This window comes from Streptomyces sp. NPDC094034 (assembly GCF_040303865.1).
GTDB lineage: Bacteria > Actinomycetota > Actinomycetes > Streptomycetales > Streptomycetaceae > Streptomyces.
Window position 1 is genome coordinate 1 of the sequence record NZ_JBEOUD010000039.1, and the last position, 22,711, is coordinate 22,711.

Genomic DNA, 22,711 nt, shown 5'->3' on the forward strand with positions numbered 1-22,711 from the left:
GCCGTGGGGGTCCTTGCGCGGGGCCGCGCCCCGCCGAGGTGCGGTCACCCTCGGCGGGCCCGCGAAGATCGACCGGACAGGACCCGGCCGGGCACTGGTGCGCAGCAGCGCGCGCCACACCGCCTGGTACGCGGCCTGCGGATCCGCCCCGCCGGAAAGCCGGTAGACGGTGGCGTGCGAGGTCAGACCGCCGACGACCTCCGCCACAAGACGGGTTTCGCCCCGTAGCAGCAGGCGTATCAGCACGGCGTGCAGCCGCATCTCCGCGCTCGTGAGCTCTTCGGCGCGGCGGGCACGCACTTCCAGCAGCCCGGCCGTGGTCCTGGTCACCAGTTCGATCCGGCGGGCGGAGACGTCCGGGCCCGCGTGGACCACGAGCGCGGCGCCCACCACCTGACGCACCGTCGTATCGCCGTCGCCGTAGGCGTCGCCGTAGGCGTCCCCGTCCCCGTCGGCGTTCCCGGACCGCGCCGCCGTGTTCCTGGCCCCTGCCGCGGCGCTGGTCCCCGCCGCGGCCGCGCGCTCGGGCGAGCTGTAGACGGCACCCGCGGTCGGGTCCACCAGGACGGCCCATCCCGAGACCGCGGCGGCGGTCTCCGCGATCAGCGAGGCGCCCGAGCGAGCCGCCGCCTCGATCAGCCGGCGCGCCACCAGCCCGTCACTGTCCACTCGTACAGCTTCGGCGAGACGCGCCACGCGCGCATGCGCTGGACGGGGTCAGGGGCAGTGGTCAGGGGGAGTGGTCAGGGGATACGGGCGACGCCTCCCCAGCCGCCCCGCTCGGCGACCGACGTGGTGGTGGCGTCGGGGTGCCAGTTCGGCCAGGACACCACCCCCGGCTCGACCACCTCCAGCCCGTCGAAGAACCTCACGATCTGCTCGGGTGTGCGGAGGATGTACGGGATGGCCCCGGACGCGTTGTACGCGTCCTGGGCCGCCGCGTGTGCCTCGTCCGAGGCCGCCGCGTGGCTCAGGGCCAGATAGCTGCCGGACGGCAGCCGGTCCACGAGCCGCTTGACCAGGGCGAGGGCCTCGTCGAAGTCGACGATGTGGCCGAGCACGTCCGAGATGACCAGCGCGATCGGCCGTGACATGTCGAGGGTCTCCGCCGCACCCTCCAGCACCGCGTCCGTGTCCCGCATGTCCGCCTCGATATAGGCGGTCGCGCCCTCGGCGGTCGAGGTGAGCAACGCGTGTACGTGCAGCAGGACCAGCGGATCGTGATCCACGTACACGACGCGAGCGGTGGGGGCGATGCGCTGCGCGACCTCGTGCGTGTTGTTCACGGTCGGCAGCCCGGCGCCGAGATCGAGGAACTGCGTCATCCCCGCGTCCGCCGCGAGATAGGTGACGGAGCGCCGCAGAAAGCCGCGCGACTCCCGTGCGAACGCCTCGATCAGGGGATAGGCGTCTCGGTAGGCGTCCCCGGCCGCCTGGTCGGCCGAGAAATGATCCTTGCCGCCCAGCCAGTAGTTCCAGATGCGTGCGGAGTGCGGAACGGAGGTGTCGATACGACGCGGAGTCTCATCCGGCACGGTGGATCCCTTCGGTCACTGGTCAGAAACGGGTGGTCAGAAACGGGTGGTCGGGTACGGGTGGCCGGGTCATCGGCCGCGGGGCGGCGGGTTCGGGACACTCGGGCCGGGCTCAGACAAGGGGCACGGGGTACGGCAGCGGCGTCGACGGATGCGGGGCGGCGGCGCACGCCTGGTCGATGAGTGTCCGGTACGCCGTCACGGTCCCTGTGTCACTCCAGACGTCGGCCGGTCCGACAGGGCTGTCCCGGACCACATGGTCGGGGATCTCGGGCACATCCACCCGGTACAGCGTCAGCGCCGCCACGCCGCTGAGCGGATGCGGTGGATCGGTCAGCCGTGCTACCTGAAGGATGACGTCCGGGCGGTCGGCGGCCTCACGCAGCGCGGCGAGTTGCTCCTCCATGATGCCCCCGTCGCCCACGCGCGTACGCAGCGCCGCTTCCGTCATCAGAGACCAGATCCGCGCCCCCCGCTCCGCCAGCCGGGCCCGCCGCTCGGTCAGCAGTTCGACGCGTCTGGCGCGATCGGCCGGTGACCGGTCCGCCCCGAGCGCGTCCTCCACCGCCCTGGCGTACGCGGCGGTGCGCAGCAGAGGGGGCACCAGCGCCGGATGCCAGACACGGACCATGCGGGCCGCGGATTCCACGTTCATCAGGTCGAGATCCCACGGGTCCATCACGTCCCGCCAGGGGTGCCACCACCCCGGCAGATTGGCGGTGGCCAGCTCGCTGAGGAACTGCCTGATCTCCTCCTGACCGGCCCCGTAACGCTCAAGCAGGGTCCGGACCTGGCCCGCGTCGAGCGCCGTCTCGGCCCGTTCGATTCTCATGACCGTCGTCCGGTGCGCGCCCAGTGACGCCGCCGCCTGGGTCACCGACAGACCGGCGCCCACGCGCAGCGACAGAAGCCTGGCGGCCAGCACCGCGTGGTGCACCGTGGGGCCGGACCTCGGTCTCATGATCTGCCCCTTTCCGCCGCTCCCGCGTCCCGCGGGATGTGCTCCAGGATCCCGCGGTGTGCGACACCGTGCGCACCTTGCTCATCGTGCACACTCCGCACGTTGCATATCGGGCACGGTGCTCCGACAGTGATGAGTATGTCCCCATCTGCCCCAGCCGCATCCTCCGGGAACGGACCGATCGAAGCCCCGTGCGGGCTGTGTGCCGGCGTGAGCGGCTTCCGGCTTCTCGGCGCCGTCCCCGCCCGGGGGACCGCGTGGGTCGCGCGCCAGACGTCACGGGACGACCGGTCCTCACGGGACGACCGGTCCTCACGCGGCGGGTCCGCACCGGACGGTCAGGGCGCCCGGCACGGTGCCCGCAGGACCTCCCTGAGCCTCGACCGCAGCGACCACTCGTGCCGGCGCGCCCGGCAGTGGGCCCGCACCGCGCTGGCCGACTGGTCGCATGCCGCCCGCGACGACATCGTCGATGACACTCTGCTGGTCGTGTCGGAGCTCGTCACCAACGCGGTACTGCACGCCTGTGGCCCCATCCGCGCTCATCTGGAACGCCGTCCTGACGGCAGCGTTCATATCGCCGTGGACGACGGCGGGCCGGCCGAGAGCAGCCGTCCGCATGAGCTGGCCGGTGATCACGGCAGGGGCCTCGACGTCATCTCCGCGCTGGCGGCCGACCACGGGCGGACCACCGCACTCCCCTGCCCGTACCGCGCCCGGTCGTGGGCCACCCTCACCACGGGCGACCCTGATCCTCCTCGACAGGAGCCACCCATGTCCGCTCTGTCACGCCGTTCCGGTGCCGGTGCGAGCCTCCCCGGCCCCGCCCATGCCATCGACCCCGCCCTCGTCACCTGCCGACCGGTCCGCGCCGCCGGTTCCGCCACCGCCCGGCTTGCCGTCACCGTCAACGAGACCCGTCGGCTCGTGATCGAGGACCCCGGACTCCTGATGCACCGCGCGTGGCAGATCGCGCGGAGCGACCCCGAGGCGGCCGCTGAGCTGGGCTACCGGGAGCCGTACATCATGGACGAGAGACAGGCGTTCACTCTCCTGCTCGCGGACCGCGGCGGAGCCGAACTGGGTGAGTGCGCGGAACAGATGGGCCTGCGCGTCGTATCCACCGTGACGGTGGCGACCTGCGCCGATTCGGACAGCCTCGTCTATGAGGACGAGCGGGTGTTCGAGCAGGGCTGACCCGGCGGGGGTGACGTCTGCGCGCCGACGGTGCGTGTCATGGCTGGAGCGGGCGACGGGCGTTGTCTGATGGCTGTTGTGGCGCGCAGCGAGAAGATCCGGGGTCTGTCGGTGGCATGTCTCCGGATCCTCGGTGTCGCTGTCGTCTACTACGCGGGCGCGTCCGTCGGCAGGATGGAGGGCGTGGTCCGCGTCGAGGGCGCGAACGTCTCGCCACTGTGGCCGTCCACCGGCATCGCCCTGGCCTGTCTGTTCCTGTTGGGCGTCGGGGTCTGGCCGGGGATCTCGCTGGGCGTCTTCTTCCACCTCGTGACACTCGACCCGTTGACCGTCGTCACCCCCGGAATCCTCGCGGGCGCCACCCTCGCACCGCTCTGCTCCTATCTGCTGCTGCGCCGGGTGGGCTTCCGGATCGAGCTGGACCGGCTCCGGGACGGGATGGCGCTGGTGTTCCTGGGCGCCCTGGCAGGGATGCTGATCAGCGCGACGTTGGGTACGAGCATGCTGGTGCTCAACGGCAGACTCCCGGTGGGCTTCTGGCCGACCTGGCTGGCGTGGTGGGGAGGCGATGCCATGGGGGTCCTGCTGGTCACGCCCCTCCTGCTGCTCATCCCCCGTATCCGGCTGCCCCCGCGGCCCGACCGCTGGGTCGAGGGGACGGCCGTGGTGCTCGCCGCCGTCGTCATCACCCCGCTGGCCATCATGAACTCCCTCACCCTGATCTTCCTGTTCTTCCCCGTACTCATCTGGGCGGCGCTGCGCTTCCAGCTCGCCGGGAGCGCGCCCTACGCGCTGTTCGTCTCCGTCATGGTGATCCTGGAGGCGAACAGAAGCCGGGGCGCCTTCGCCCACCACAGCCTCACGGAACGGCTGATCAGCCTTCAGGTGCTCAACGGGACGGTGGCACTGACCTCGCTGCTGGTGGCGGCGGTCGTCACCGAGCAGAAGAACACCCGGATGCGGATCGAGCAGGCGTGCGTGGCGCTGGCGGAGGTGGTGGAGCGGCTCGCGCCGGCGGAGATGGTGAGGCTGAGGCCGCTGGAGGGAGAACCGGAGGGGGAGGAGGAGAGCGGATGACCGACTGTCCGGGGGACAGCGGTGCGGTGCGATGTACGTGACGCGGCGCACGGACGCTACCGCGGGAGGGAAGCGATGACGCCGCCTGCCGCACCGGAGCCGGGGACCATCACCACGGCCGTACCGGCACGGCTCGACCGGCTGCCCTGGTCGCGCTGGCACTGGATGATCGTCGTCGGTCTCGGCACGGTCTGGATTCTCGACGGCCTCGAAGTGACGATCGTCGGCAATATCGCCGGGCGTCTGTCCGAGCCGGGCAGCGGGCTGGCGATCACATCGGCACAGGTCACGGGCGTCGCCGCCGCCCTGTACGTGGCGGGCGCGTGCACGGGTGCGCTGTTCTTCGGGCGGCTCACCGACCGCTACGGCCGCAAGAAGCTGTTCATGGTCACCCTCGCGGTCTATCTCGGCGCGACCGCGATGACCGCGCTGTCCTTCGACGCCTGGTGGTTCTTCCTCTTCCGCTTCCTCACCGGATTCGGCATCGGCGGCGAGTACGCGGCCATCAACTCGGCCATCGACGAGCTGATCCCGTCCGCCTACCGGGGACGTGTCGACCTGATCATCAACGGCAGCTACTGGCTGGGGGCCGTGGGTGGTTCGTTGCTGTCCATCGTGATGCTGAACACCGAGCTCCTCCCGGAGGACCTGGGGTGGCGCCTCGCCTTCGGGCTCGGCTTCCTCCTCGGCCTGGTCATCCTCCTCGTACGACGGCAGGTACCGGAGAGCCCCCGCTGGCAGCTCATCCATGGGTACGGCGACGAGGCGGAGAAGCTGGTCGATTCCGTCGAACGGAGCATCGAGGCGGAGAAACACCGGAAACTCCCCCCGCCGGCCGGCGAGATCACGATGCGTGAGCGCGAGAGCGTCGGCTTCGGCCTGATCGCCAGGACGGTCTTCCGGCGGTACCCCAGGCGGGCGGTGCTGAGCCTGTCGCTCTTCATCGGGCAGGCGTTCCTCTACAACGCGATCACCTTCGGCTTCGGCACGATCCTGACCACGTTCTTCGGCGTCGGGACGGGACACACGGGCTACTACTTCGCGGTCATCGCGGCCGGTAACTTCGTCGGTCCGCTGCTGCTCGGCAAGCTCTTCGACACGGTCGGCCGCCGGATCATGATCTCCGGCACCTATCTGCTGTCGGGCGTCCTCCTCTTCGTCACCGCGTGGCTCTTCGACCGCGGCTCACTGACGGCGACGACACTCACCGCGTGCTGGTGCGTCGTGCTCTTCTTCGCGTCGGCGGGCGCCAGCAGCGCCTATCTCACCGTCTCCGAGATCTTCCCGATGGAGACCCGCGCCATGGCGATCGCGTTCTTCTACGCGCTCGGTACGGCGGCGGGCGGCATCAGCGGCCCGCTGGTCTTCGCGGACCTCACGGCGTCCGGGGTGGTCGGGGACACGGCGCTCGCCTTCCGGATCGGTGCGGGACTCATGTGCGCCGCGGGGCTGGTGGCGGCGTTCCTCGCGGTACGGGCCGAGGGCCGGGCGCTGGAGGACATCGCCGAGCCCCTGTCGACGGTGAGATGACCGCTCGGGCGAGGCGAGGCGGGGCCGGGCGGGTGAGCCGGGGCGGGGCCGGGTGGAGCCGGGCGGGCGAGGCGGCGGCGTCGGCGGCCCCGCCGGTCACGCCGCTCGCTCCCGCACCACCTCGGCCGGATCCTTGTCGTCGCGCAGTCCGCGGAAGCGGGGGTGGCGCAGCATCCCGTCCCGTGTCCACTCGGTGAACTCGATCTCGGCGACGAGCGAGGGGCGCGCCCAGTGCGGGGCGCGCTCACGGACCGGGCCGGCGAACGGCGAGTGGTCCACGGCCAGTTCGCCGAGCCGGCGCCGCAGTTCCAGCAGGGTGCGGCGGTCGTACCCCGTACCCGCCTTGCCCGCGTAGCGCAGCCGACCGCCTTCGTAGTACCCGAGGAGCAGCGCTCCGAAGCCGATACGCGAACCGGATGGTTCCGTGAAGCCCCCGACGACGAACTCCTGGGCGCGCAGACACTTGAGCTTCAGCCAGTCGGGGGACCGGCGCGGCTGGTAGCGGCCGGCGGCCCGTTTGGCGATCAGCCCTTCCCAGCCCCGGGCGCACGCCTCGTCCAGCAACTCCTGACCGCCGTGGTTGCGGTGCGTGATGAAGCGCAGCGGCGGACGGTGGACCAGGGCTCTGCGGAGCAGGGATTTGCGTGAGCGCAGGGGGAGTCCGGTGACATCGGCGCCGTCGAGCCTCAGGAGGTCGAAGAGACAGTAGGTGACGGCGACCCCGGTGGCACGGGCCCGACGGGCGTCGGAGAGCCCCATCCGCTTCTGGAGCAGGGCGAAGTCGGTACGGCCGTCGGCGAAGGCGACGATCTCGCCGTCCACGGTGAAGTCGGCGCGGTCCTGCGCGGCGAGGGCGTCCACGATCTCCGGATAGGTGCTGTTCAGCCGTATCCCGTTGCGCGACAGCAGGCGTACCCCGCCCGCGTCCCGCACCGCGAGCACCCGGACCCCGTCGAGCTTGCGCTCGAAGATCCACTCGTCGTCGAACGCGCGGCGGTCGCTCAGGGTCGCCAGCATCGGCCGGGACGCCAGCTCGACGCCCGGCCGCGCCTCGGTCAGCCGCCGGCGTTCGGCGGCCGGCAGCGTCTCCAGGAGACCGGCCATCACCGCTCGCCTCCTCCTGACGCGTCTTCCCCGGCGACCTGGCGGCGGGTACGTCGTCCGGGTACCCCGTCGTCCGGGTACCCCGTCGTCCGGGTACCCCCGAGTCCGAGCATCGGGGAGCGCTTCCCCATCGGCAACCGCGATCACCGCCGGTGCCGAGCGCTCACCCCCGGGGACAGGGCCGGACGGCACCGCCATGGGTCTCTTGGCCCCTATCGGGGCGGATGATCCGCGTGGTGCGGTGGAAGCGGGGCTCCGGGAGAGGAGGCGGGTATGCGCTTCGCCGACCGAACGACCGCCGGGATACAGCTGGCCGGAGAAGTGGCGCGGCTGCGGCTCGACGACCCTGTGGTGCTGGGGCTGCCGCGTGGCGGGATCCCCGTGGCGTACCAGGTGGCCCGGGTGCTCGACGCGCCACTGGACGTCATCGCCGTCCGCAAGCTGGGAGTGCCGTCCAGGCCCGAGCTCGGGTTCGGCGCCATCGGCGAGGGCGGGGTACGCATCCTGAACGACGATGTGGTCCGGGCCGCCCGGCTCGGGCCCCGCGAGCGCGCCGCGGTGGAACTGACCGAGCGGACCGCGCTGGAGGGGCGCCTTCGTGCCTATCGCGCGGAGCGACCGCCCACCGCGCTCACCGGGCGGACGGTGGTGATCGTCGACGACGGCATCGCCACCGGCTCCACCGCCTCCGCCGCCTGCCAGGTGGCACGGGCACGCGGTGCGGCCCAGGTGGTGCTTGCCATACCCGTGGCCCCGCCCGGAGCGGTGGCGGAGCTGAGCGGGGAGGCCGACGAGGTGGTGTGCCTGTACTCGCCGGACTACTTCGGGTCGGTCGGCCAGTGGTACACGGACTTCTCGCAGACCAGCGACGCCGAGGTCATCGAACTGCTCAACGATCGCCTGGCCTCCTCCGGGGGCGCCACGAAGAGCGCCATGGCGGGTACGGGGGCCGGAGGGGGCCGCACGGAGGACATCCCGCCCGTCGGACCCGCCCTCGAACAGGAAGTCGAGATGACCGTCGACGGCCGCGGGCTGCCCGGAAATCTCACCCTGCCGGACGGCGCACCGGGCGTGGTGGTCTTCGCTCACGGCAGCGGCAGCAGCCGGCACAGCCCCCGCAACCGGTCGGTGGCCGCAGGGCTGAACCGGGCGGGCCTCGGCACCCTGCTGTTCGACCTGCTCACCCCCGAGGAGGAACGCGACAGGGCCAATGTCTTCGACATTCCGCTGCTGGCCCGTCGGCTCACCCTGGTCACCGGCTGGCTGGCAGCCGAACACGCCCTGCCGGTCTGCTACTTCGGCGCCAGTACGGGCGCGGCGGCGGCGCTCCTGTCCGCGGCGGAGCCGCACGCGGACATCAAGGCCGTGGTCTGCCGCGGTGGCCGTCCCGATCTGGCCGCCGAAGCACTCGCCGACGTACGGGCACCCACCCTGCTCATCGTGGGCGGCGCCGATACGCAGGTGCTCGATCTGAACCGCCGGGCCGCCGAGCGTATGCGCTGCGAGCACCGCCTCGACGTGGTGCCGGGGGCGACGCATCTCTTCGAGGAGCCGGGCGCGCTGGAAGCGGTCGCGGATCTGGCCCGTGGATGGCTCACCGAACATCTGTCCCCGAGTGCGCAGCGCGCGGGGCATTGAGCGCGAGTTCAGGAGGCCGGACCATGCGGATGCCTGATCCACGGGACCCCGGACACCACCGGAAGCACCGGCCGGGACAACCGCGAACCGCCAGGAAAGCCAAGAGGAAAGCCAACAAGAAGGACAATCCGCTGCGTCGGCCGGCCGACCGGCTGCGGGTCCTCGTCAATGTGCTCCTCGTCGTCCTACTGATCATCGGCCTGCCGCTCGCGGGATGGGGCGCGGGCACCCTCACCTATGACCACTACCAAGGGGTCGTCCACTCCCAGAACCTGGGGAAGCACCAGGTCACGGCCCATCTGACCGCGAACGCGAGCCGTCTCGTACCGGGCGCGGTCCCCGGAGGCGCGGTGGGCAGCGCGCCGGTCTCCTGGACCGACGGGAGCGGAACACACACCGGCAGGACGATCGTCGTCGAGGGCCAGAAGAAGGGTGCGGCCATCCGCGTCTGGGTGGACCGGACGGACCGGATCACCCTGCCCCCGGAGAACTCGTCCGTGGGCCTCACCTCCGGAGTGACCGCCGGGATCGTGGCCGCCAGTACCGCCGCCGTACTCGTGAGCGGCGCGGCGCTGGGGTTCCACCGGTCGCTCGACCGTCGGCTCGACGCCCGGTGGGACAAGGAATGGGCCGAGGTCGAGCCCAAGTGGTCGCACCGGAGCGACCGTTAAGGCCCCGACGTGTACGGCCCCCGACGCGTACGGCCATCGACGCGCACAGCCCCCGGTGCCACAGGCCGGGCGTACGAGGAACACCACCGACCCCCGGGAGAGCCACCATGACGGACAGGACGACGGACAGGACGACGGACGACGGCTTCCAGCCGGGGCACCCTGTGCCGCACCGTGCCGACCTGGGCCGACGGGTCCTGGCACGGCGGCAGGAACTGGGGCTGACGCGCGAGGACGTGGCCGTACGGGCGGGCTCGGCACCCGGCTACATCCAGTATCTGGAGGAGCACCCCGCGGCACCGGGAATCGGCTTCCTGCTGCGCCTCGCCGACGCGCTGGAGACCACCGTCCCGGAGCTGACCGGCGCCACGACGGATCTCCCGCCCGGGATCGGCAAGGCCGGATACCACCCCGAGATGATCACGCTGAGCACCGAGGAGTCCCGGACGCTGCTGTCCACCCACGGGGTGGGGAGAGTGGCGGTGACGCGGGAGGGCGAGCCCGCGATCTTTCCCGTGAACTACACGGTCGACGGTGAGCTGGTGGCGTACAGGACCGCTCCCGACGCCGCCCCGGCGGCGGCCGCCGGCCACGAGGTCGCCTTCGAGGTGGACCATATCGACGAGGCGTTCAGCCAGGGCTGGAGCGTTCTCGTGGTCGGTGCGGCACAGTCGGTCACCGAGCCCGAGCGGGTGCGACGGCTGGAGGAGCTGGCACACACCACCGCCTGGGCCGGGGGCGACCGGGGTCTGTGGATCGCCATCAGCCCCACGCAGGTCACCGGGCGCCGGATCCAGGTGCACCACGGCCACCGGGTCTGAGCCTTCCGGCCAGGCCTTCCGCCCGGTCCTTCCGCCGTCCCTCCGCCCAGGTCCCACGGCCCGGGCCCCACGGCCCGGGCCCCCTCGTCCGAGCCTTCCCTCCGGTCAGCCCTTACGGTGGAAGTGCGGCCGGTCAGCGGTTCGAGGCCCGGCCGCGACGGAGGGACCGTGGGCGACGACGGGAACAGGTGGGCCGATGGTGCCCCGAGACGGCTGGACGTCCTCCCGGAGGAGTTGCAGGCGCAGCTCGACGCTGTCCAGCACGGGACGCCGCAGTCGATGCAGAGCCTGCTCGAAGCCGTACTCTCGGTCGGGCGTGAGCTGGACCTGTCACAGGTGCTGCGGCACATCGTGGAGGCCGCGGTGGTGCTCGTGGACGCCGAGTACGGCGCGCTCGGCGTCATCGGCGAGGGGATGACACTCTCCCGTTTCCTGCCCGTCGGCCTCACACCGGACGAGATGGACGCCATCGGCAGGCTGCCCGAGGGCCATGGAATCCTGGGCGAGCTGATCCGTCACCCCGAGTCCCTGCGGCTCTCCGAGATCTCGGACCACCCGGAGTCGTACGGGTTCCCGCCCAGCCATCCGCCCATGCACTCGTTCCTCGGTGTGCCGATCCGCGTGCGTGACACCGTGTTCGGCAACCTCTACCTCACCGAGAAGAGGGGCGGCAGGGACTTCGACGACGAGGACGAGACCGTCCTGTCCACCCTCGCCGTGGCCGCCGGGGTGGCCATCGAGAACGCGCGACTGTACGAGAAGGCCCGGGATCGGCAGCACTGGCTGGAGGCCAACGCGGAGATCGTCGCGGGTCTGCTGTCCGGAGCGGACGAGACCCAGGTGCTTCCCCTGGTCGTCGATCACGCGCGCCGAATCCTCTCCGTCGACCTGGGCGCGCTGGCGCTGCCCGACGAGAGCGGGGACGTGCTGCGGATCGCGTTCGCCACCGGAGTGGACGCCGAGGCGCACAACGGACTGGTGCTGCCCCGGAAAGGCTCGTTCGTGGGAGCCGCTCTGCACGCGGGACAGCCGCTGATCAGCGTGGACGTCGAGAAGGATCCGAGGAGCGCCGCCGGTCCCGCGCGGTGGGGCGGTCTGGGGCCCGCGGTCGCGGTGCCGATGGTCGCCCGGGACGATGTGCGCGGAGTGCTGCTGCTGGCCCGGCTCCGTGGCAGGGTCCCGTTCACCGTGGCCGAGACGGCGCCCCTGCTGGCCTTCGCCGGACAGGCGGCGCTCGCGATGGAACTCGCCGGGCGACGGCGCTCCGCCGAGCAGCTCACCCTGCTGGAGGACCGCGACCGGATCGCCCGCGATCTGCACGATCTGGCCATCCAGCGGCTCTTCGCCACCGGCATGACCCTCCAGAGCACCTTGCGGTTCGTGGACCATCCGGCGGCGCGCGAACGGCTGCTGCGCGCCGTGGACGATCTCGACGAGACCATCAAGATCATCCGCTCGACGATCTTCGGTCTGCGCGCCCATGACACGGGGCGTACCCGGCAGGGGCTGCGGGTCCGCGCCACGGCGGCGGTCGAACAGGCCGTACGCGCGCTCGGCTTCACCCCGTCGCTGCGTATGGAGGGGCTCATCGACACGGATGTGCCATCGGCGGTCGCCGACCACGTCGTCGCCGTCCTGGGCGAGGCGCTGAGCAATGTCGCGCGTCACGCGCGCGCCACCGGCGCGGAGGTGTCCCTCGTCGTCCGCGATCACCGGCTGACGCTGGCCGTCTCGGACAACGGGATCGGCATCGCACCGGACAGTCCCAGAAGCGGACTGGACAACCTGGCCGGGAGGGCCGAGACCCTGGGCGGCCGGATGACGGTCGAAGCGGGTGGTCACCAGGGCACTGGCGGTGGCGGCACGCGCCTCGTATGGACCGTGCCCGTCGACCCCTGCTGAGGAATCCGGAGGCGCGCTGACCGGGCACGCGCTCAGTGGACAGGCGCGGGCTCAGTGGCCCTCGTGTCAGTGGCTTTCGTGGTCAGTGGCCTTCATGGCTGGGGCCGGCGGAGTGCGGGGCAGCCTGGGTGGCGAGGACGGCGGCCTGGATCCGCCGTTCGACGCCGAGCTTGGACAGCAGCCGCGAGATGTGGTTCTTGACCGTCTTCTCGGAGAGATAGAGCCGCTCGCCGATCTGCCGGTTGGTCAGCCCCTCGCCGATCAGCCCGAGGATCTCGCGCTCGCGAGGGGACAGCCCGGCCAGCGCGTCGGGTTCCCGCCGCTCCTGAGCCGCGTCCTCGCCGCGCAGACTGCTCATCAGCCGTGCCGTCGTGGCGGGGTCGAGCATCGACCGGCCCGAGGCGACCGTACGCACGGCGTCCACCAGGTCCGACCCCTTGATCTCCTTCAGCACATAGCCCGCCGCCCCGGCCATGATCGCGTCGAGCAGAGCGTCGTCGTCATCGAACGACGTGAGCATCAGACACGCCAGCCCTGGCATGCGCGACCGTAGCTCCCGGCAGACGGTGATCCCGTCACCGTCCGGCAGCCGTACGTCGAGAACGGCGACGTCGGGCCGCAGCGCCGGGCCTCTGGCCAGGGCGTGGTCCGTCGAGCCCGCGTCACCGACCACCTCGATGTCCGGCTCCGCGTCGAGCAGATCCCGCACCCCCCGCCGGACGACCTCGTGATCGTCGAGCAGGAACACCCGGATCGGCTTCCGCGCCGAAAGGCCCCGTGCCTCGTCCATGCCAGTCCTCCGCGCCGTCGTGGGCCCGCGCCCCCCTCCATCGTGGCGCCACCTCGTCATCGTGGCGCGGGCTCCGGCGGGCGTACCAGGGCCGAACGGGGCCCACGCATGGGCCGTCCAGGTCCCATGGGGCTCCCGGGCTCCCCTCCCCGGGCCTCCTTGCGGGCTTACGCGCCTCGCGTTCGGCGGTCAGGCACCGGCGTCACGCTCATGGTTCTCCAGATTCTCCGCGCCGTATGTCGCGGGCGGTGACACGGGCAGAGTCACCGTGAACACGGTGCGCCCGGGGGCGCTCTCCACACCGACCGTGCCGCCGTGCGCGGAGACCACCGCGTACACGATGGCGAGCCCCAGCCCCGTGCTGCCCGCCGCGCGCGAGCGGCTGGCGTCCCCGCGCACGAATCGGCCGAAGATCTCGGGCTGGAGCTCTTCGGGGATGCCGGGGCCGTTGTCCGCCACGCTCAGCCGGATGCCGTCCTCGTCGTGCGCCAGCCGGACGGTGACCCGCGTCCCGGAGGGGGTGTGCGAGCGGGCGTTGGCGAGGAGGTTGCCGACGGCCTGGTGAAGGCGGTGCTCGTCGCCCGTGATGGTCACGGCCTCCTCCGGCAGATCGAGCAGCCACCGATGGCCGGGTCCGGTGGCCCGCGCGTCGTCCGTGGCGTCGAGCACCAGCCGGGTGAGGTCCACGGGCTCGCGCTCAAGGGCCCGGCCCGCGTCGATACGGGCCAGTAGCAGCAGGTCGTCCACCATGCGGCTCATCCGCACCGACTCGGACTGGATACGGTCCAGCGCCCGCTTGACCTCGGCCGGTACGGGACCCTCGTGCCGGAGCGCGAGTTCCGCGTGGCCGCGGATGTTGGCCACGGGCGTGCGTAGTTCATGACTGGCGTCCGCGGCGAAGTGGCGCAGACGTTCCTCACTGGCCTGCCGCCGCTCCAGGGCGTTGCCGACATGGCCGAGCATGCGGTTGAGCGCCGTTCCGACCTGACCCACCTCGGTGTGCGGATCCGCGACCGGTACGGGGTCGGGCATGGCGACCTCGCCGCTGGCGAGCGGGCGCTCGGCCACGTTCGCCGCGGTGCTGGTCACCCGGCGCAGCGGGCGCAGCGACAGCCGTACCCACAGCGCCGCCAGGGTTCCTGTGACGATCAGGGCCGCGCCGAAGACCGCTCCCTCCACCCACTCCAGTCGGTGCAGGGTCTCCTCGACGGGGCGCAGTGGCAGTCCGGTGATCAGCACATCGTCGTCGTCGCCCTTGAAGGCGGCGACGCGGTAGCGCCCCAGCGCGGACAGCCGGAGCGTATGACCCTCTCCGTCGAGGGGCAGCTCGGTGAGCGCCCGCCGGTCGCCCGCGGTGAGCCGTACCTCCGAGACGCCGCCCTCCTTCCTGACGACGGCCGCCCGAGCGGTCGTGCCCCGCAGGCGGGCTCCGAATGTGCCCTTCGACTGGCCTCTGGTGTCGGGACGGTTGTCGCGGTCCGGGGTCGCCTCGTGTTCCAGACTCGCCGCGAACTTCCCGCCGGACGCGGAGAGCTGCTGGTCGAGGCGGCGGACGAGGAAGCCTTCGAGCGCGAAGGCCGTGGTGACGCCCACCATCACACAGGCGAGCGCCAGCAGCACGACGAGCCCGGTGGTCAGCTGACCACGCAGGGTACGCGGCGGCAGGGAGACGCCGGACAGCGGCCGTCGTGGGGGAACCGTCATCAGGGCTCCGGCTTGAGTACGTAGCCCACGCCGCGCACGGTGTGGATCATCGCGGGGTGCCCGGAATCAATCTTCTTGCGCAGATAGCTGATGTACAGCTCGACGACATGCGCGCGGCCGCCGAAGTCGTAGGACCAGACCCGGTCGAGGATCTGTGCCTTCGACAGCACTCTGCGCGGGTTGCGCATCAGGAACCTGAGCAGTTCGAACTCCGTGCGGGACAGCTCGACGAGATCCCCGCCCCGGGTGACCTCCCGGGCCTCCTCGTCCATCACCAGATCCCCCACGACCAGCAGCCGCTCACCGTCGGTCTCGCGCGCCATCCCGGCCCGCCGCAGCAGCCCGCGCAGCCGGGCCAGCACTTCCTCCAGGCTGAAGGGCTTGGTCACGTAGTCGTCGCCGCCCGCGGTGATCCCGGCGATCCGGTGCTCGACGGAGTCGCGCGCGGTCAGGAACAGCACACACACATGCTCCAGCTCCCCGCGCAGCCGGTGCAGCACCCCCAGACCGTCCATGTCGGGCAGCATCCAGTCCAGGATGACGGCGTGCGGACGGAACGCGCGGGCGACGGCGACGGCCGACGCGCCGTCGGCGGCGGTGCGCACGTCCCAGCCCTCGCCCGACAGCACGCCGGTGAGGACCTCGGTGAGATCCGGTTCGTCATCGACGACGAGGACCCGCACGGGGCCGCCGTCGCTACCGTACAGACGGGGCGGGTGGCTGTGGTTGTTCATCGTCCGTACAGCATCCCCCGTGCCGCGGCACGGATGGCTCAGGGCTCGCTCTGAGTTTCCTCTGAATAACCCCGGAACGCGCCCCTCAGAAGGTCCTCAGAGGTTGAGTTGCCAGGCTGGGCCGCCACCGACGGAAAGAGAGGGAGGGACCCAATGACCAGCGTGAACCACGCGACAGGTCCGGGTCCACGTCCGCGGCCACGTCCTGGTCCGGGTTCCGGTCCGGTTTCCGGTTCGGGCACACGGCCGGGACATGGCGGATGGCGCCATGTCGAGCACGCGATGGGCACCGTCTTCTCGTTCGACATCCGCGACCCGCGCACGCCCGCCATCGAGGTCGCCCTGCGCGAGGCGGTGCGCTGGCTGCACCACGTCGACGAGGTGTACTCCACATACCGGCCCGACAGCGTCGTCTGCCGTCTCTCGCGCGGTGAGATCGGACTCGACGAGTGCTGCCCCGAGGTACGGGAAGTCCTCAATCTCTGCAAGCGGGCCGTACGGCACACCGGCGGCTGGTTCAGCCATCTCGCGGGCGGCGTCCTCGATCCGTCCGGGCTGGTCAAGGGGTGGTCCATCGAACGCGCCTCGCGCATCCTGCGTGAGGCGGGCGCGCACAACACCTCGATCACCGGCGGCGGCGACCGGCAACTCGGCGGCGAGGCGGCGCCCGGCTCCCCCTGGCGCATCGGGATCCCGCACCCCCTGCTCCCCGGTGAGCTCTGCACCGTCGTCACCGGACGCGGCCTGGCCATCGCCACCTCGGGCGAGACGGAACGCGGAGCCCATATCCTCAACCCCCACCACGGCACACCCGCGGCAGGCCCGGCGTGCGTCACGGTGGTCGGCGCCCGGCTCACCATGACCGACGCGTACGCGGTCGCGGCCTTCGCCATGGGGGACACCGCGCGGGACTGGCTGGAATCCCTCGACGGCTACGAGGCGTTCGCGGTGACACGGGACGGCGGGACATGGCGCACCAGCGGATTCCCCGGCGAGACGCCATCGACCGGACAGGACCCTACGCGCGCCGGGTTATCCGGGCAGTGGCACCCGGTCCCACCAGATCGCACTCGACGTCCACGACCCCCTCGACAGCCCGCACCATCCGGGCCGCCACCGGCACCAGCGCGGTATCGCCGACGCGGCCCGTCAGCGTGACGACGCCGTCCGCCACGCTGACCCGTACGTCCTCCCCGGCCACCAGGAACAGGCGCTCGACCACCTCCGTGCGGACCTCCTGGGCCAGGTCCTCGTCGGACCTCAGGAACACCTTCAGCAGGTCGCGACGGCTGACGATCCCCCGGAGCATGCCCTCGCCGTCGACGACGGGCAGCCGCTTCAGCCTCCCCCGGATCATCGTCCGCGCCGCCCGGGCCAGCGGGGCGTCCTCCCGGACGGTGATCGCGGGCACGCTCATCAGCTCCTCGGCCGTGAGCGCGCCGGCCTTCCGCAGATCGTCGAGACGGCGCAGCTGCTCCAGACGGCTCGGGTCCGCGTCCCGGAACTCCTCCTTGGGCAGCAGATCGGCTTCCGAGACCACTCCGACCACGCGGCCGTCGCCCGCCAGCACGGGCACGGCGCTCACTTTCCACCGCGCCATGGTCGCCACGATCTCCTTGAACCCGGCCCGCGGGCTCACGGCGACCACGGGGCGCGTCATCACCTCGCTCACCCTGTGCGGCGTGTGGTGCATGGTCCCTCCTGCGCTCCGGAATCCGGGCACGGCCGTGTCGAGGGCAGACCACGGCCGTCTCCCAGGTCAAGCGTGAGCCCACCGGGCGCGCCGCCCCAAGGGCTGACCGGCCCTGACTCCTGTCCGAGCGGCCCCGGGCGCCCCCGGACCCGAGCCGCGGCGACCGGACCCCGTGCCCCTGGACCCGAGCCCGGAGCCCCCGGAACCCGAGACTCCGGTCAGTGTCGGGTGGCCGCCTTGCGAAGGCCGTACGTGGCGGCGCCCAGCGCGAGCACCACCGCTCCCCAGAGGACCGAGTCCGCCGGCAGGGCGAAGGCCAGTCCCAGACAGCCGACCATGCCCACGACGGGCACGAACCTGGCGGGACGCCCCTCGGCCGGAGTGAGAGTCCAGGCGGAGGCGTTGGCGACGGCGTAGTAGGCCAGCACACCGAAGGACGAGAAACCGATCGCGCCGCGCACATCGACGGTGGCGGCCAGCACGGCGACGACCGCGCCGACCGCGAGTTCGGCGCGGTGCGGCACCTCGAAGCGCGGGTGGACGGCGGCCAGCGCGTGCGGCAGATGGCCGTCGCGGGCCATGGCCAGCGTGGTACGGGAAACACCGAGGATCAGCGCGAGCAGCGAGCCGAGCGCCGCCACCGCGGCCCCGACCCGTACCACCGGCACCAGGCCCGGGACCCCGGCCGCCCGCACCGCCTCGCCCAGCGGCGCGCCGGCCCCGGCGAGGCCGTCGGGACCGAGCACCGAAAGGACCGCGAGGGCGACGGCCGCGTAGACCGCCAGCGTGATGCCCAGGGCGAGCGGGATCGCGCGCGGAATGGTCCGGGCCGGGTCGCGCACCTCCTCGCCGAGGGTGGCGATGCGCGCATAGCCCGCGAACGCGAAGAACAGCAGCCCCGCCGCCTGCAACACCCCGCCGAAGGTGGCGTCCGCGCCCAGGTCCAGCCGCGCCGACTCGGCCGTGCCGCCGGTCAGACAGGCCGTGACCACGGCGGCCAGGACCGCCAGCACGACCGCGACAATGCCGCGCGTCAGCCAAGCGGACTTCTGTACGCCGACATAGTTCACGGCGGTCAGCGCCACCACCGCGGCCACCGCCACCGCATGTGCCTGGCCGGGCCACGCGTACGCGCCGACCGTCAGGGCCATCGCCGCGCAGGAGGCGGTCTTGCCGACCACGAAGCCCCAGCCCGCCAGATAGCCCCAGAAGTCACCGAGGCGCTCGCGGCCGTAGACATAGGTGCCGCCGGACTTCGGGTAGCGGGCGGCCAGTCGCGCCGAGGAGGTGGCGTTGCAGTACGCCACCACCGCGGCCATCGCCAGACTCAGCAGCAGCCCGGACCCGGCCGCCGACGCGGCCGGCGCGAGCGCGGCGAAGATCCCCGCGCCGATCATCGCTCCGAGCCCGATCACCACGGCGTCGAACACACCGAGATGCCGCTTCAGCTCGCCCGCCGAGGCGGATCCCGTCGACGTACCCATCACTCTCGCTCCTCGACCCTGATCGGACGACACACCCCCACCGGCTGTCGGCGCACGCACGATATCGGCAGTGGAATCGGGGACGACCGGCGGCATCCGCGTCGCCGCCCGCTGCGGCAGCCCCGCTGAACTGGTCCGATTCCGCCATGGCGCGGCCGGGGCGGCTGGTAGACATGGACCATGACGTATCAGATCCCCCCGCCGGTGCCGCACTTCGTCGGCCGGCGGCGCGAACAGGCCCTGGCCGCCACGGCCGTCGCGGAACGGGACGGGGAGTCCCGCCCGCTGCTGTTCGCGCTGAGCGCGCTGGGTGGCACGGGGAAGACGGAGCTGGCGTTCCAACTGGCCCGTACGCTGCGGCCACGCCACCCGGACGGGGTCCTCCATGTCGATCTCGACGACCTCAGGCGTGGCGGCGTGGTGGAGATCGGCGACGCCCTCGGGGATCTGCTCGGTTCACTCGGGGTGGAACCGGAGTGGCTGAAGCCGTCGTTCAAGGCCCGGTGCAAGCAGTACTGGACGAAGACGGAAGGCAGGAGTCTCGTCATCGTCGTCGACAACGCGCGCTACGCGGCCGAGGTCGTACCACTGCTGCCCGCGTCCGGCGACAGCGTGGTGATCGTCACGAGTCACGGGCCGCTGTACGAACTTGAGAACGGCGCGGCCATCGATCTCGCCCTGCCCCCGCTGGATCCGCCCGATGCCATGGAACTGCTGCGGAGCGTCGCCGGTGACGCGCGGCTGGACGCCGAACCGGAGGCCACCGACAGGCTGCTCCGCCTCTGCTGCGGTCTGCCCGCCGCGCTGCATGTCGCGGGCCGGTGGATCCGCGGACACCGGCGCGGTCCGCTGTCACGGCTGATCGACGAGCTCACCGCCGAGCTGCACGGGAAGGGGATCCCCATGGTGGAGGTGTTGTGGGACGCGGCCTATCGCGGGCTTGGCCCCGAGGCGGCGCTGCTCTACCGGATGCTGCCGAGCATCCCCGGGACGTCCTTCACCCCCGAGGCGGCCACGGCGATCCTGGGCCGGGGTCGGGACGCCGCCGACCGGGCGCTCGACGAGCTGGAGACGGCCGGCTTACTCGACACCAGGGATGTGTCGGACACCGGCGACGACCGCAAACGCCTGCCCGAGCTGTTGCGCGCACACGCGAGGCGCCGGGCCGAGGACAGCACCGAGGAAGAGCGGGCCGAGTGGCGGCCGCGTATCGTGCGCTGGTTCCTGCGGCAGGCACAGCGCGCCGACCGGTACGTGGCGGGCACGCGCATGACCTTCGCGGACCCGGTCGGGCCCATCCCCGGCGCCCCTGATATCCGGTTCGAGGACGGCGAGGGCGCGGCGGCGGACCCGGCACCCGACGGTGCGGCCGCCGCGGCGGCCGGGAAGGAACGGGCGTTTCGCTGGCTGGAGACCGAGCGTCACGCGCTGTACGACTGCGTGGACCTCGCCCACGCGCGCGGGTACGACACCGAGGCCGCGGCCTTCGGCGAACCCCTGTGGACCCACTACCTCGACCACCCGCACTACGCCGACGGCATCGAGGCGTTCCGTACCGCCCTGGCGGCGGCTCAGCGAGCCGGACACATTCCGTTGACCGTACGGCTGCGCTGCCAACTGGCGCGCCCGCTCTGGAAGCGGGGGGAGTTCGCGGAGGCCGAGCGAGAGCTGGCCCAGGCGCTCACCGCGTCACGGTCCCTGGGGGAGTCCGACCGGTACCGCAAACTGGGCGCGTCGGTCGTCGAGTTCCACGGCATGCTCAGGTCGGCGCGTGGCGACTGGGCCGCGGCGGCGGCCGATTTCGAGGCAGCGCGCGAGGTCCACCGGACGATCGGCAATGAGTACGGCGTCATGCTCCAGACCTACCGGCTGGGCGAGGCCGTCGCCGCCCTCGGTCAACTGGAGCGGGCCGCCGCGCTGTTGACCGAGGCGCACGCGCTCGCGAAGCGGCTCAAGCGTGAACGCCTCACGGCGCGGACCGGGTTCGCGCTGGGGGGTGTACTGCACCGTCTGGGCCGGGGAAGCGCGGCACACGAGCTGTACGTGGCGGCGCTCGACAGTGCGCGGGAGCGTGGCGCCGACCACGACGAGGCGGGGATCCTGGACGCGCTCGCGCAGCTGGCCGAGGAGGCGGGGCGCGAGGCCGAAGCACGGGGACACCGTGCGCAAGCGGGTGCCATCCGGCGACGGAACGGCCTTGTCTAGAGAGTGAGTTCGGCCTCGTCCGAAGTGGCGCGGGAGAGCCGGACCGGGAAGAGCCGTCCCCCGATCCGGCAGTCGATCTCGACCTCGCCGGCATCGGCGGCCGGCGGTCCGGGACATACGGCCAGCCACGCGTGGACGGCGCTCAGCACCGCGGCCGGATCGGCGTGCACGATCCGATCGGCCTCCCGGCAGGGGGAGATACGGACCGTGAGCAGTGCCCCGGAGCGGGTGCGCACCACACAGAGCGACCACGCGGACAGGATGGCCGCGGCGGTGCGGCACCCCGGATAGCTGTCCAGAATCCCGGCGGTCCACCCGGCCACCGTCCGGACGGCGCGGTGCGGGGAGGCCCCGGGCGGCTCGGCCCTTCGGTAGAGCAGCCCCGCGCTCTGCGCGTGCCGCTCACCGGCGGTGCCGTGCTCAGCGGCGAGGTGATGCGCGGGCGCGTCCGTGTGAGCGGGATACCGCTCGACCCGCACCTCGGTGCCGCTGATGTGGACGCGCACCGCGAAGGCCGCCGGTACGCGGGCGGGCGGTGCGGGCGGCGGAAGGGGCCGGGCGGTTGCCGGAGCGGCCGGGGGGTCGAGTCCGAGCAGCCCGTACACCTCCTCACGCAGCCGCTCCAGCGCGCGGCCCCGCTCGGCGAAGGCGGCATCCGCGAACGCGCGGCCGGCGCCGGGACGGTGCGCGTCGAGCGCGGCGTCGAGTGTGGTGTCGAGCGCGGCTTCGAGGTGGTCGGCCGGTGCCAGACGCGGGCTGTGGCCGAGGAGTTCGGCCATCGGACTGCCGGGGATCAGCTCGTCGCCCCCGTCGTACGCGGCGATCACCGTACGGTCCAGAGCGGCGGCGTACAGCGCCGTGGAGCCGTGATCGGTGATGACCGCGTCGGCGGCGACGAGCACCGCGGCCCACTCCTCGTACGGGCCGGCGAGAATCAGGCCGGCGTCGAGGGCGGGGGCAAGGCGTTCCGCGAGATCGAGGGCGCCTGTCCGGCTGCGTTCGTTGGGATGCACGATCAGTGCGGCCTGGTAGCGGTCCTGGGGCAATCCGACCGTCAGCTCGGCGGGTAGTCCCGGGCGCCGGGCGAGGAGCGATTCGGGGCCCCAGGTGGAGGTGAGGACGACCAGCTTGCGGTCGCCCGTGCCGAGGGCCGCGCGAAAGCGGTCACGGTGGGAGACGGACGCGAGCAGGCGTTCCAGGGTGGGGTCACCGACCACCACGCTCCGCGTCGCGGCGGACGGGCTGACGGCGGCCAGACGCGCGACCTGGCTCGGGTGGGCCAGCGCGTAGAGGGTGGACACCGGGCGACCGCCCGGCAGCACATAGGCCGGATCGAGACCGGAGGCGGAGTCTCCGGAGCCCTCGCCGCGGATGGTCTTGTTGAACCCCGCTCCGTGCGGAAGCAGTACGCGGTCACCGTGCAGCAGACCGAGATCGCCCTTCGGGCTGGCGGCGAGGATCAGATCGAACGGGCGTCGGCACGCCTCGTCCCACGGGATGGTGCGGGCGTGGACCCGTTCGATGGCGGCCAGCGCGTCGACGTCGAAGGCGGAGCCGGGGACGAGGGTGAAGAGCCGGCGGATCCGGTCGTCACCGGCGAAGACGGGGAGCACGTCGAGGAGCCGGTGCAGGGCGTTCGCCGACCGGGCGGCGAAGAGTACGTCG

17 protein-coding genes and 2 pseudogenes are annotated in these 22,711 nt (G+C 72.2%); 9 read left to right on the forward strand and 10 right to left on the reverse strand.

Translation table 11 applies throughout. The features are described 5' to 3' along the window. The 3 genes and pseudogenes from ABTZ59_RS28095 to ABTZ59_RS28105 form a co-directional block, all read right to left on the reverse strand. Positions 1-669, reverse strand: a pseudogene (locus tag ABTZ59_RS28095) (hypothetical protein); the annotation flags it as partial. Positions 670-743: 74 nt separating this feature from the next. Then, complete coding sequence (locus tag ABTZ59_RS28100; protein ID WP_351419145.1) at positions 744-1,535, reverse strand: SAM-dependent methyltransferase; 792 nt, start codon at positions 1,533-1,535, stop codon at positions 744-746. A gap of 112 nt (positions 1,536-1,647) precedes the next feature. Beyond that, on the reverse strand, positions 1,648-2,496 hold the full coding sequence (locus ABTZ59_RS28105) for a helix-turn-helix domain-containing protein (protein WP_351419150.1): 849 nt from the start codon (positions 2,494-2,496) through the stop codon (positions 1,648-1,650). Between the two features lie 210 nt (positions 2,497-2,706). Here ABTZ59_RS28105 and ABTZ59_RS28110 point away from each other — a divergent pair, with 210 nt between their 5' ends. From ABTZ59_RS28110 to ABTZ59_RS28120, 3 genes are all read left to right on the forward strand, one after another. Next, complete coding sequence (locus tag ABTZ59_RS28110) at positions 2,707-3,693, forward strand: ATP-binding protein (protein ID WP_351419155.1); 987 nt, start codon at positions 2,707-2,709, stop codon at positions 3,691-3,693. Positions 3,694-3,732: 39 nt separating this feature from the next. Then, the gene (locus tag ABTZ59_RS28115) at positions 3,733-4,770 is read left to right on the forward strand and encodes an MASE1 domain-containing protein (protein WP_351419160.1); all 1,038 of its coding nucleotides are present in this window, start codon (positions 3,733-3,735) and stop codon (positions 4,768-4,770) included. Positions 4,771-4,845: 75 nt separating this feature from the next. Beyond that, positions 4,846-6,300, forward strand: a complete 1,455-nt coding sequence (locus ABTZ59_RS28120) for an MFS transporter (protein WP_351419167.1) — start codon at positions 4,846-4,848, stop codon at positions 6,298-6,300. A 96-nt stretch (positions 6,301-6,396) separates the two neighbouring features. Here the strand turns inward: ABTZ59_RS28120 and ligD are convergent, their stop codons facing one another. Further along, a complete protein-coding gene (gene ligD / locus ABTZ59_RS28125) occupies positions 6,397-7,404 on the reverse strand; it encodes a non-homologous end-joining DNA ligase (RefSeq protein WP_351419170.1) in 1,008 nt (335 codons plus the stop codon). Positions 7,405-7,677: 273 nt separating this feature from the next. Between ligD and ABTZ59_RS28130 the strand changes: the two genes are divergently transcribed. The 4 genes from ABTZ59_RS28130 to ABTZ59_RS28145 all read left to right on the forward strand — a co-directional run bounded on the left by ABTZ59_RS28130 (position 7,678) and on the right by ABTZ59_RS28145 (position 12,436). Then, positions 7,678-9,042 carry a phosphoribosyltransferase family protein gene (locus tag ABTZ59_RS28130; RefSeq protein WP_351419174.1) on the forward strand — a complete coding sequence of 455 codons (1,365 nt, stop codon included), beginning with the start codon at positions 7,678-7,680 and terminating at the stop codon, positions 9,040-9,042. Positions 9,043-9,065: 23 nt separating this feature from the next. Beyond that, positions 9,066-9,713: an Rv1733c family protein gene (locus ABTZ59_RS28135; protein WP_351419177.1), complete on the forward strand. Its 648-nt coding sequence runs from the start codon at positions 9,066-9,068 to the stop codon at positions 9,711-9,713. A gap of 107 nt (positions 9,714-9,820) precedes the next feature. Further along, entirely contained in the window at positions 9,821-10,534 is a 714-nt protein-coding gene (locus ABTZ59_RS28140; protein WP_351419178.1) for a helix-turn-helix domain-containing protein, read from the forward strand. A 168-nt stretch (positions 10,535-10,702) separates the two neighbouring features. Next, entirely contained in the window at positions 10,703-12,436 is a 1,734-nt protein-coding gene (locus tag ABTZ59_RS28145) for a sensor histidine kinase (protein ID WP_351419183.1), read from the forward strand. 82 nt (positions 12,437-12,518) lie between these two features. Here the strand turns inward: ABTZ59_RS28145 and ABTZ59_RS28150 are convergent, their stop codons facing one another. The 3 genes from ABTZ59_RS28150 to ABTZ59_RS28160 all read right to left on the reverse strand — a co-directional run bounded on the left by ABTZ59_RS28150 (position 12,519) and on the right by ABTZ59_RS28160 (position 15,664). After that, the gene (locus tag ABTZ59_RS28150; RefSeq protein ID WP_351419189.1) at positions 12,519-13,226 is read right to left on the reverse strand and encodes a response regulator; all 708 of its coding nucleotides are present in this window, start codon (positions 13,224-13,226) and stop codon (positions 12,519-12,521) included. 189 nt (positions 13,227-13,415) lie between these two features. Further along, a complete protein-coding gene (locus tag ABTZ59_RS28155) occupies positions 13,416-14,930 on the reverse strand; it encodes a sensor histidine kinase (RefSeq protein ID WP_351419192.1) in 1,515 nt (504 codons plus the stop codon). Continuing rightward, complete coding sequence (locus ABTZ59_RS28160) at positions 14,930-15,664, reverse strand: response regulator transcription factor (protein ID WP_351419194.1); 735 nt, start codon at positions 15,662-15,664, stop codon at positions 14,930-14,932. The genes ABTZ59_RS28155 and ABTZ59_RS28160 overlap by 1 nt, the downstream gene beginning before the upstream one ends. Positions 15,665-15,946: 282 nt before the next feature. Between ABTZ59_RS28160 and ABTZ59_RS28165 the strand changes: the two are divergent. Beyond that, positions 15,947-16,660: pseudogene (locus ABTZ59_RS28165) on the forward strand (FAD:protein FMN transferase); the annotation flags it as partial. Between the two features lie 22 nt (positions 16,661-16,682). On the opposite strand, the gene ABTZ59_RS28170 reads toward ABTZ59_RS28165, so the two are convergent. Both ABTZ59_RS28170 and ABTZ59_RS28175 read right to left on the reverse strand, forming a co-directional pair. Continuing rightward, the gene (locus ABTZ59_RS28170; RefSeq protein ID WP_351419196.1) at positions 16,683-17,357 is read right to left on the reverse strand and encodes a CBS domain-containing protein; all 675 of its coding nucleotides are present in this window, start codon (positions 17,355-17,357) and stop codon (positions 16,683-16,685) included. 218 nt (positions 17,358-17,575) lie between these two features. After that, positions 17,576-18,841: an APC family permease gene (locus tag ABTZ59_RS28175; protein ID WP_351419199.1), complete on the reverse strand. Its 1,266-nt coding sequence runs from the start codon at positions 18,839-18,841 to the stop codon at positions 17,576-17,578. A 180-nt stretch (positions 18,842-19,021) separates the two neighbouring features. Between ABTZ59_RS28175 and ABTZ59_RS28180 the strand changes: the two genes are divergently transcribed. Then, on the forward strand, positions 19,022-21,046 hold the full coding sequence (locus tag ABTZ59_RS28180) for a tetratricopeptide repeat protein (protein ID WP_351419202.1): 2,025 nt from the start codon (positions 19,022-19,024) through the stop codon (positions 21,044-21,046). Here the strand turns inward: ABTZ59_RS28180 and ABTZ59_RS28185 are convergent. After that, positions 21,043-22,711: translation initiation factor 2 (locus ABTZ59_RS28185; RefSeq protein ID WP_351419204.1), on the reverse strand; the 1,669-nt coding region annotated here is incomplete at its 5' end. The genes ABTZ59_RS28180 and ABTZ59_RS28185 overlap by 4 nt on opposite strands.

Excerpts from the sequence above, each read along its gene's own strand:
- ABTZ59_RS28150 (WP_351419189.1), bottom strand. The coding sequence starts at position 13,226 with ATGGACGAGGCACGGGGCCTTTCGGCGCGGAAGCCGATCCGGGTGTTC.
- ABTZ59_RS28160 (WP_351419194.1), bottom strand. The coding sequence starts at position 15,664 with ATGAACAACCACAGCCACCCGCCCCGTCTGTACGGTAGCGACGGCGGC.
- ABTZ59_RS28175 (WP_351419199.1), bottom strand. The coding sequence starts at position 18,841 with ATGGGTACGTCGACGGGATCCGCCTCGGCGGGCGAGCTGAAGCGGCAT.
- ligD (WP_351419170.1), bottom strand. The coding sequence starts at position 7,404 with ATGGCCGGTCTCCTGGAGACGCTGCCGGCCGCCGAACGCCGGCGGCTG.
- ABTZ59_RS28115 (WP_351419160.1), top strand. The coding sequence starts at position 3,733 with ATGGCTGGAGCGGGCGACGGGCGTTGTCTGATGGCTGTTGTGGCGCGC.
- ABTZ59_RS28180 (WP_351419202.1), top strand. The coding sequence starts at position 19,022 with ATGACGTATCAGATCCCCCCGCCGGTGCCGCACTTCGTCGGCCGGCGG.
- ABTZ59_RS28130 (WP_351419174.1), top strand. The coding sequence starts at position 7,678 with ATGCGCTTCGCCGACCGAACGACCGCCGGGATACAGCTGGCCGGAGAA.
- ABTZ59_RS28155 (WP_351419192.1), bottom strand. The coding sequence starts at position 14,930 with ATGACGGTTCCCCCACGACGGCCGCTGTCCGGCGTCTCCCTGCCGCCG.
- ABTZ59_RS28135 (WP_351419177.1), top strand. The coding sequence starts at position 9,066 with ATGCGGATGCCTGATCCACGGGACCCCGGACACCACCGGAAGCACCGG.
- ABTZ59_RS28105 (WP_351419150.1), bottom strand. The coding sequence starts at position 2,496 with ATGAGACCGAGGTCCGGCCCCACGGTGCACCACGCGGTGCTGGCCGCC.
- ABTZ59_RS28140 (WP_351419178.1), top strand. The coding sequence starts at position 9,821 with ATGACGGACAGGACGACGGACAGGACGACGGACGACGGCTTCCAGCCG.
- ABTZ59_RS28170 (WP_351419196.1), bottom strand. The coding sequence starts at position 17,357 with ATGCACCACACGCCGCACAGGGTGAGCGAGGTGATGACGCGCCCCGTG.
- ABTZ59_RS28120 (WP_351419167.1), top strand. The coding sequence starts at position 4,846 with ATGACGCCGCCTGCCGCACCGGAGCCGGGGACCATCACCACGGCCGTA.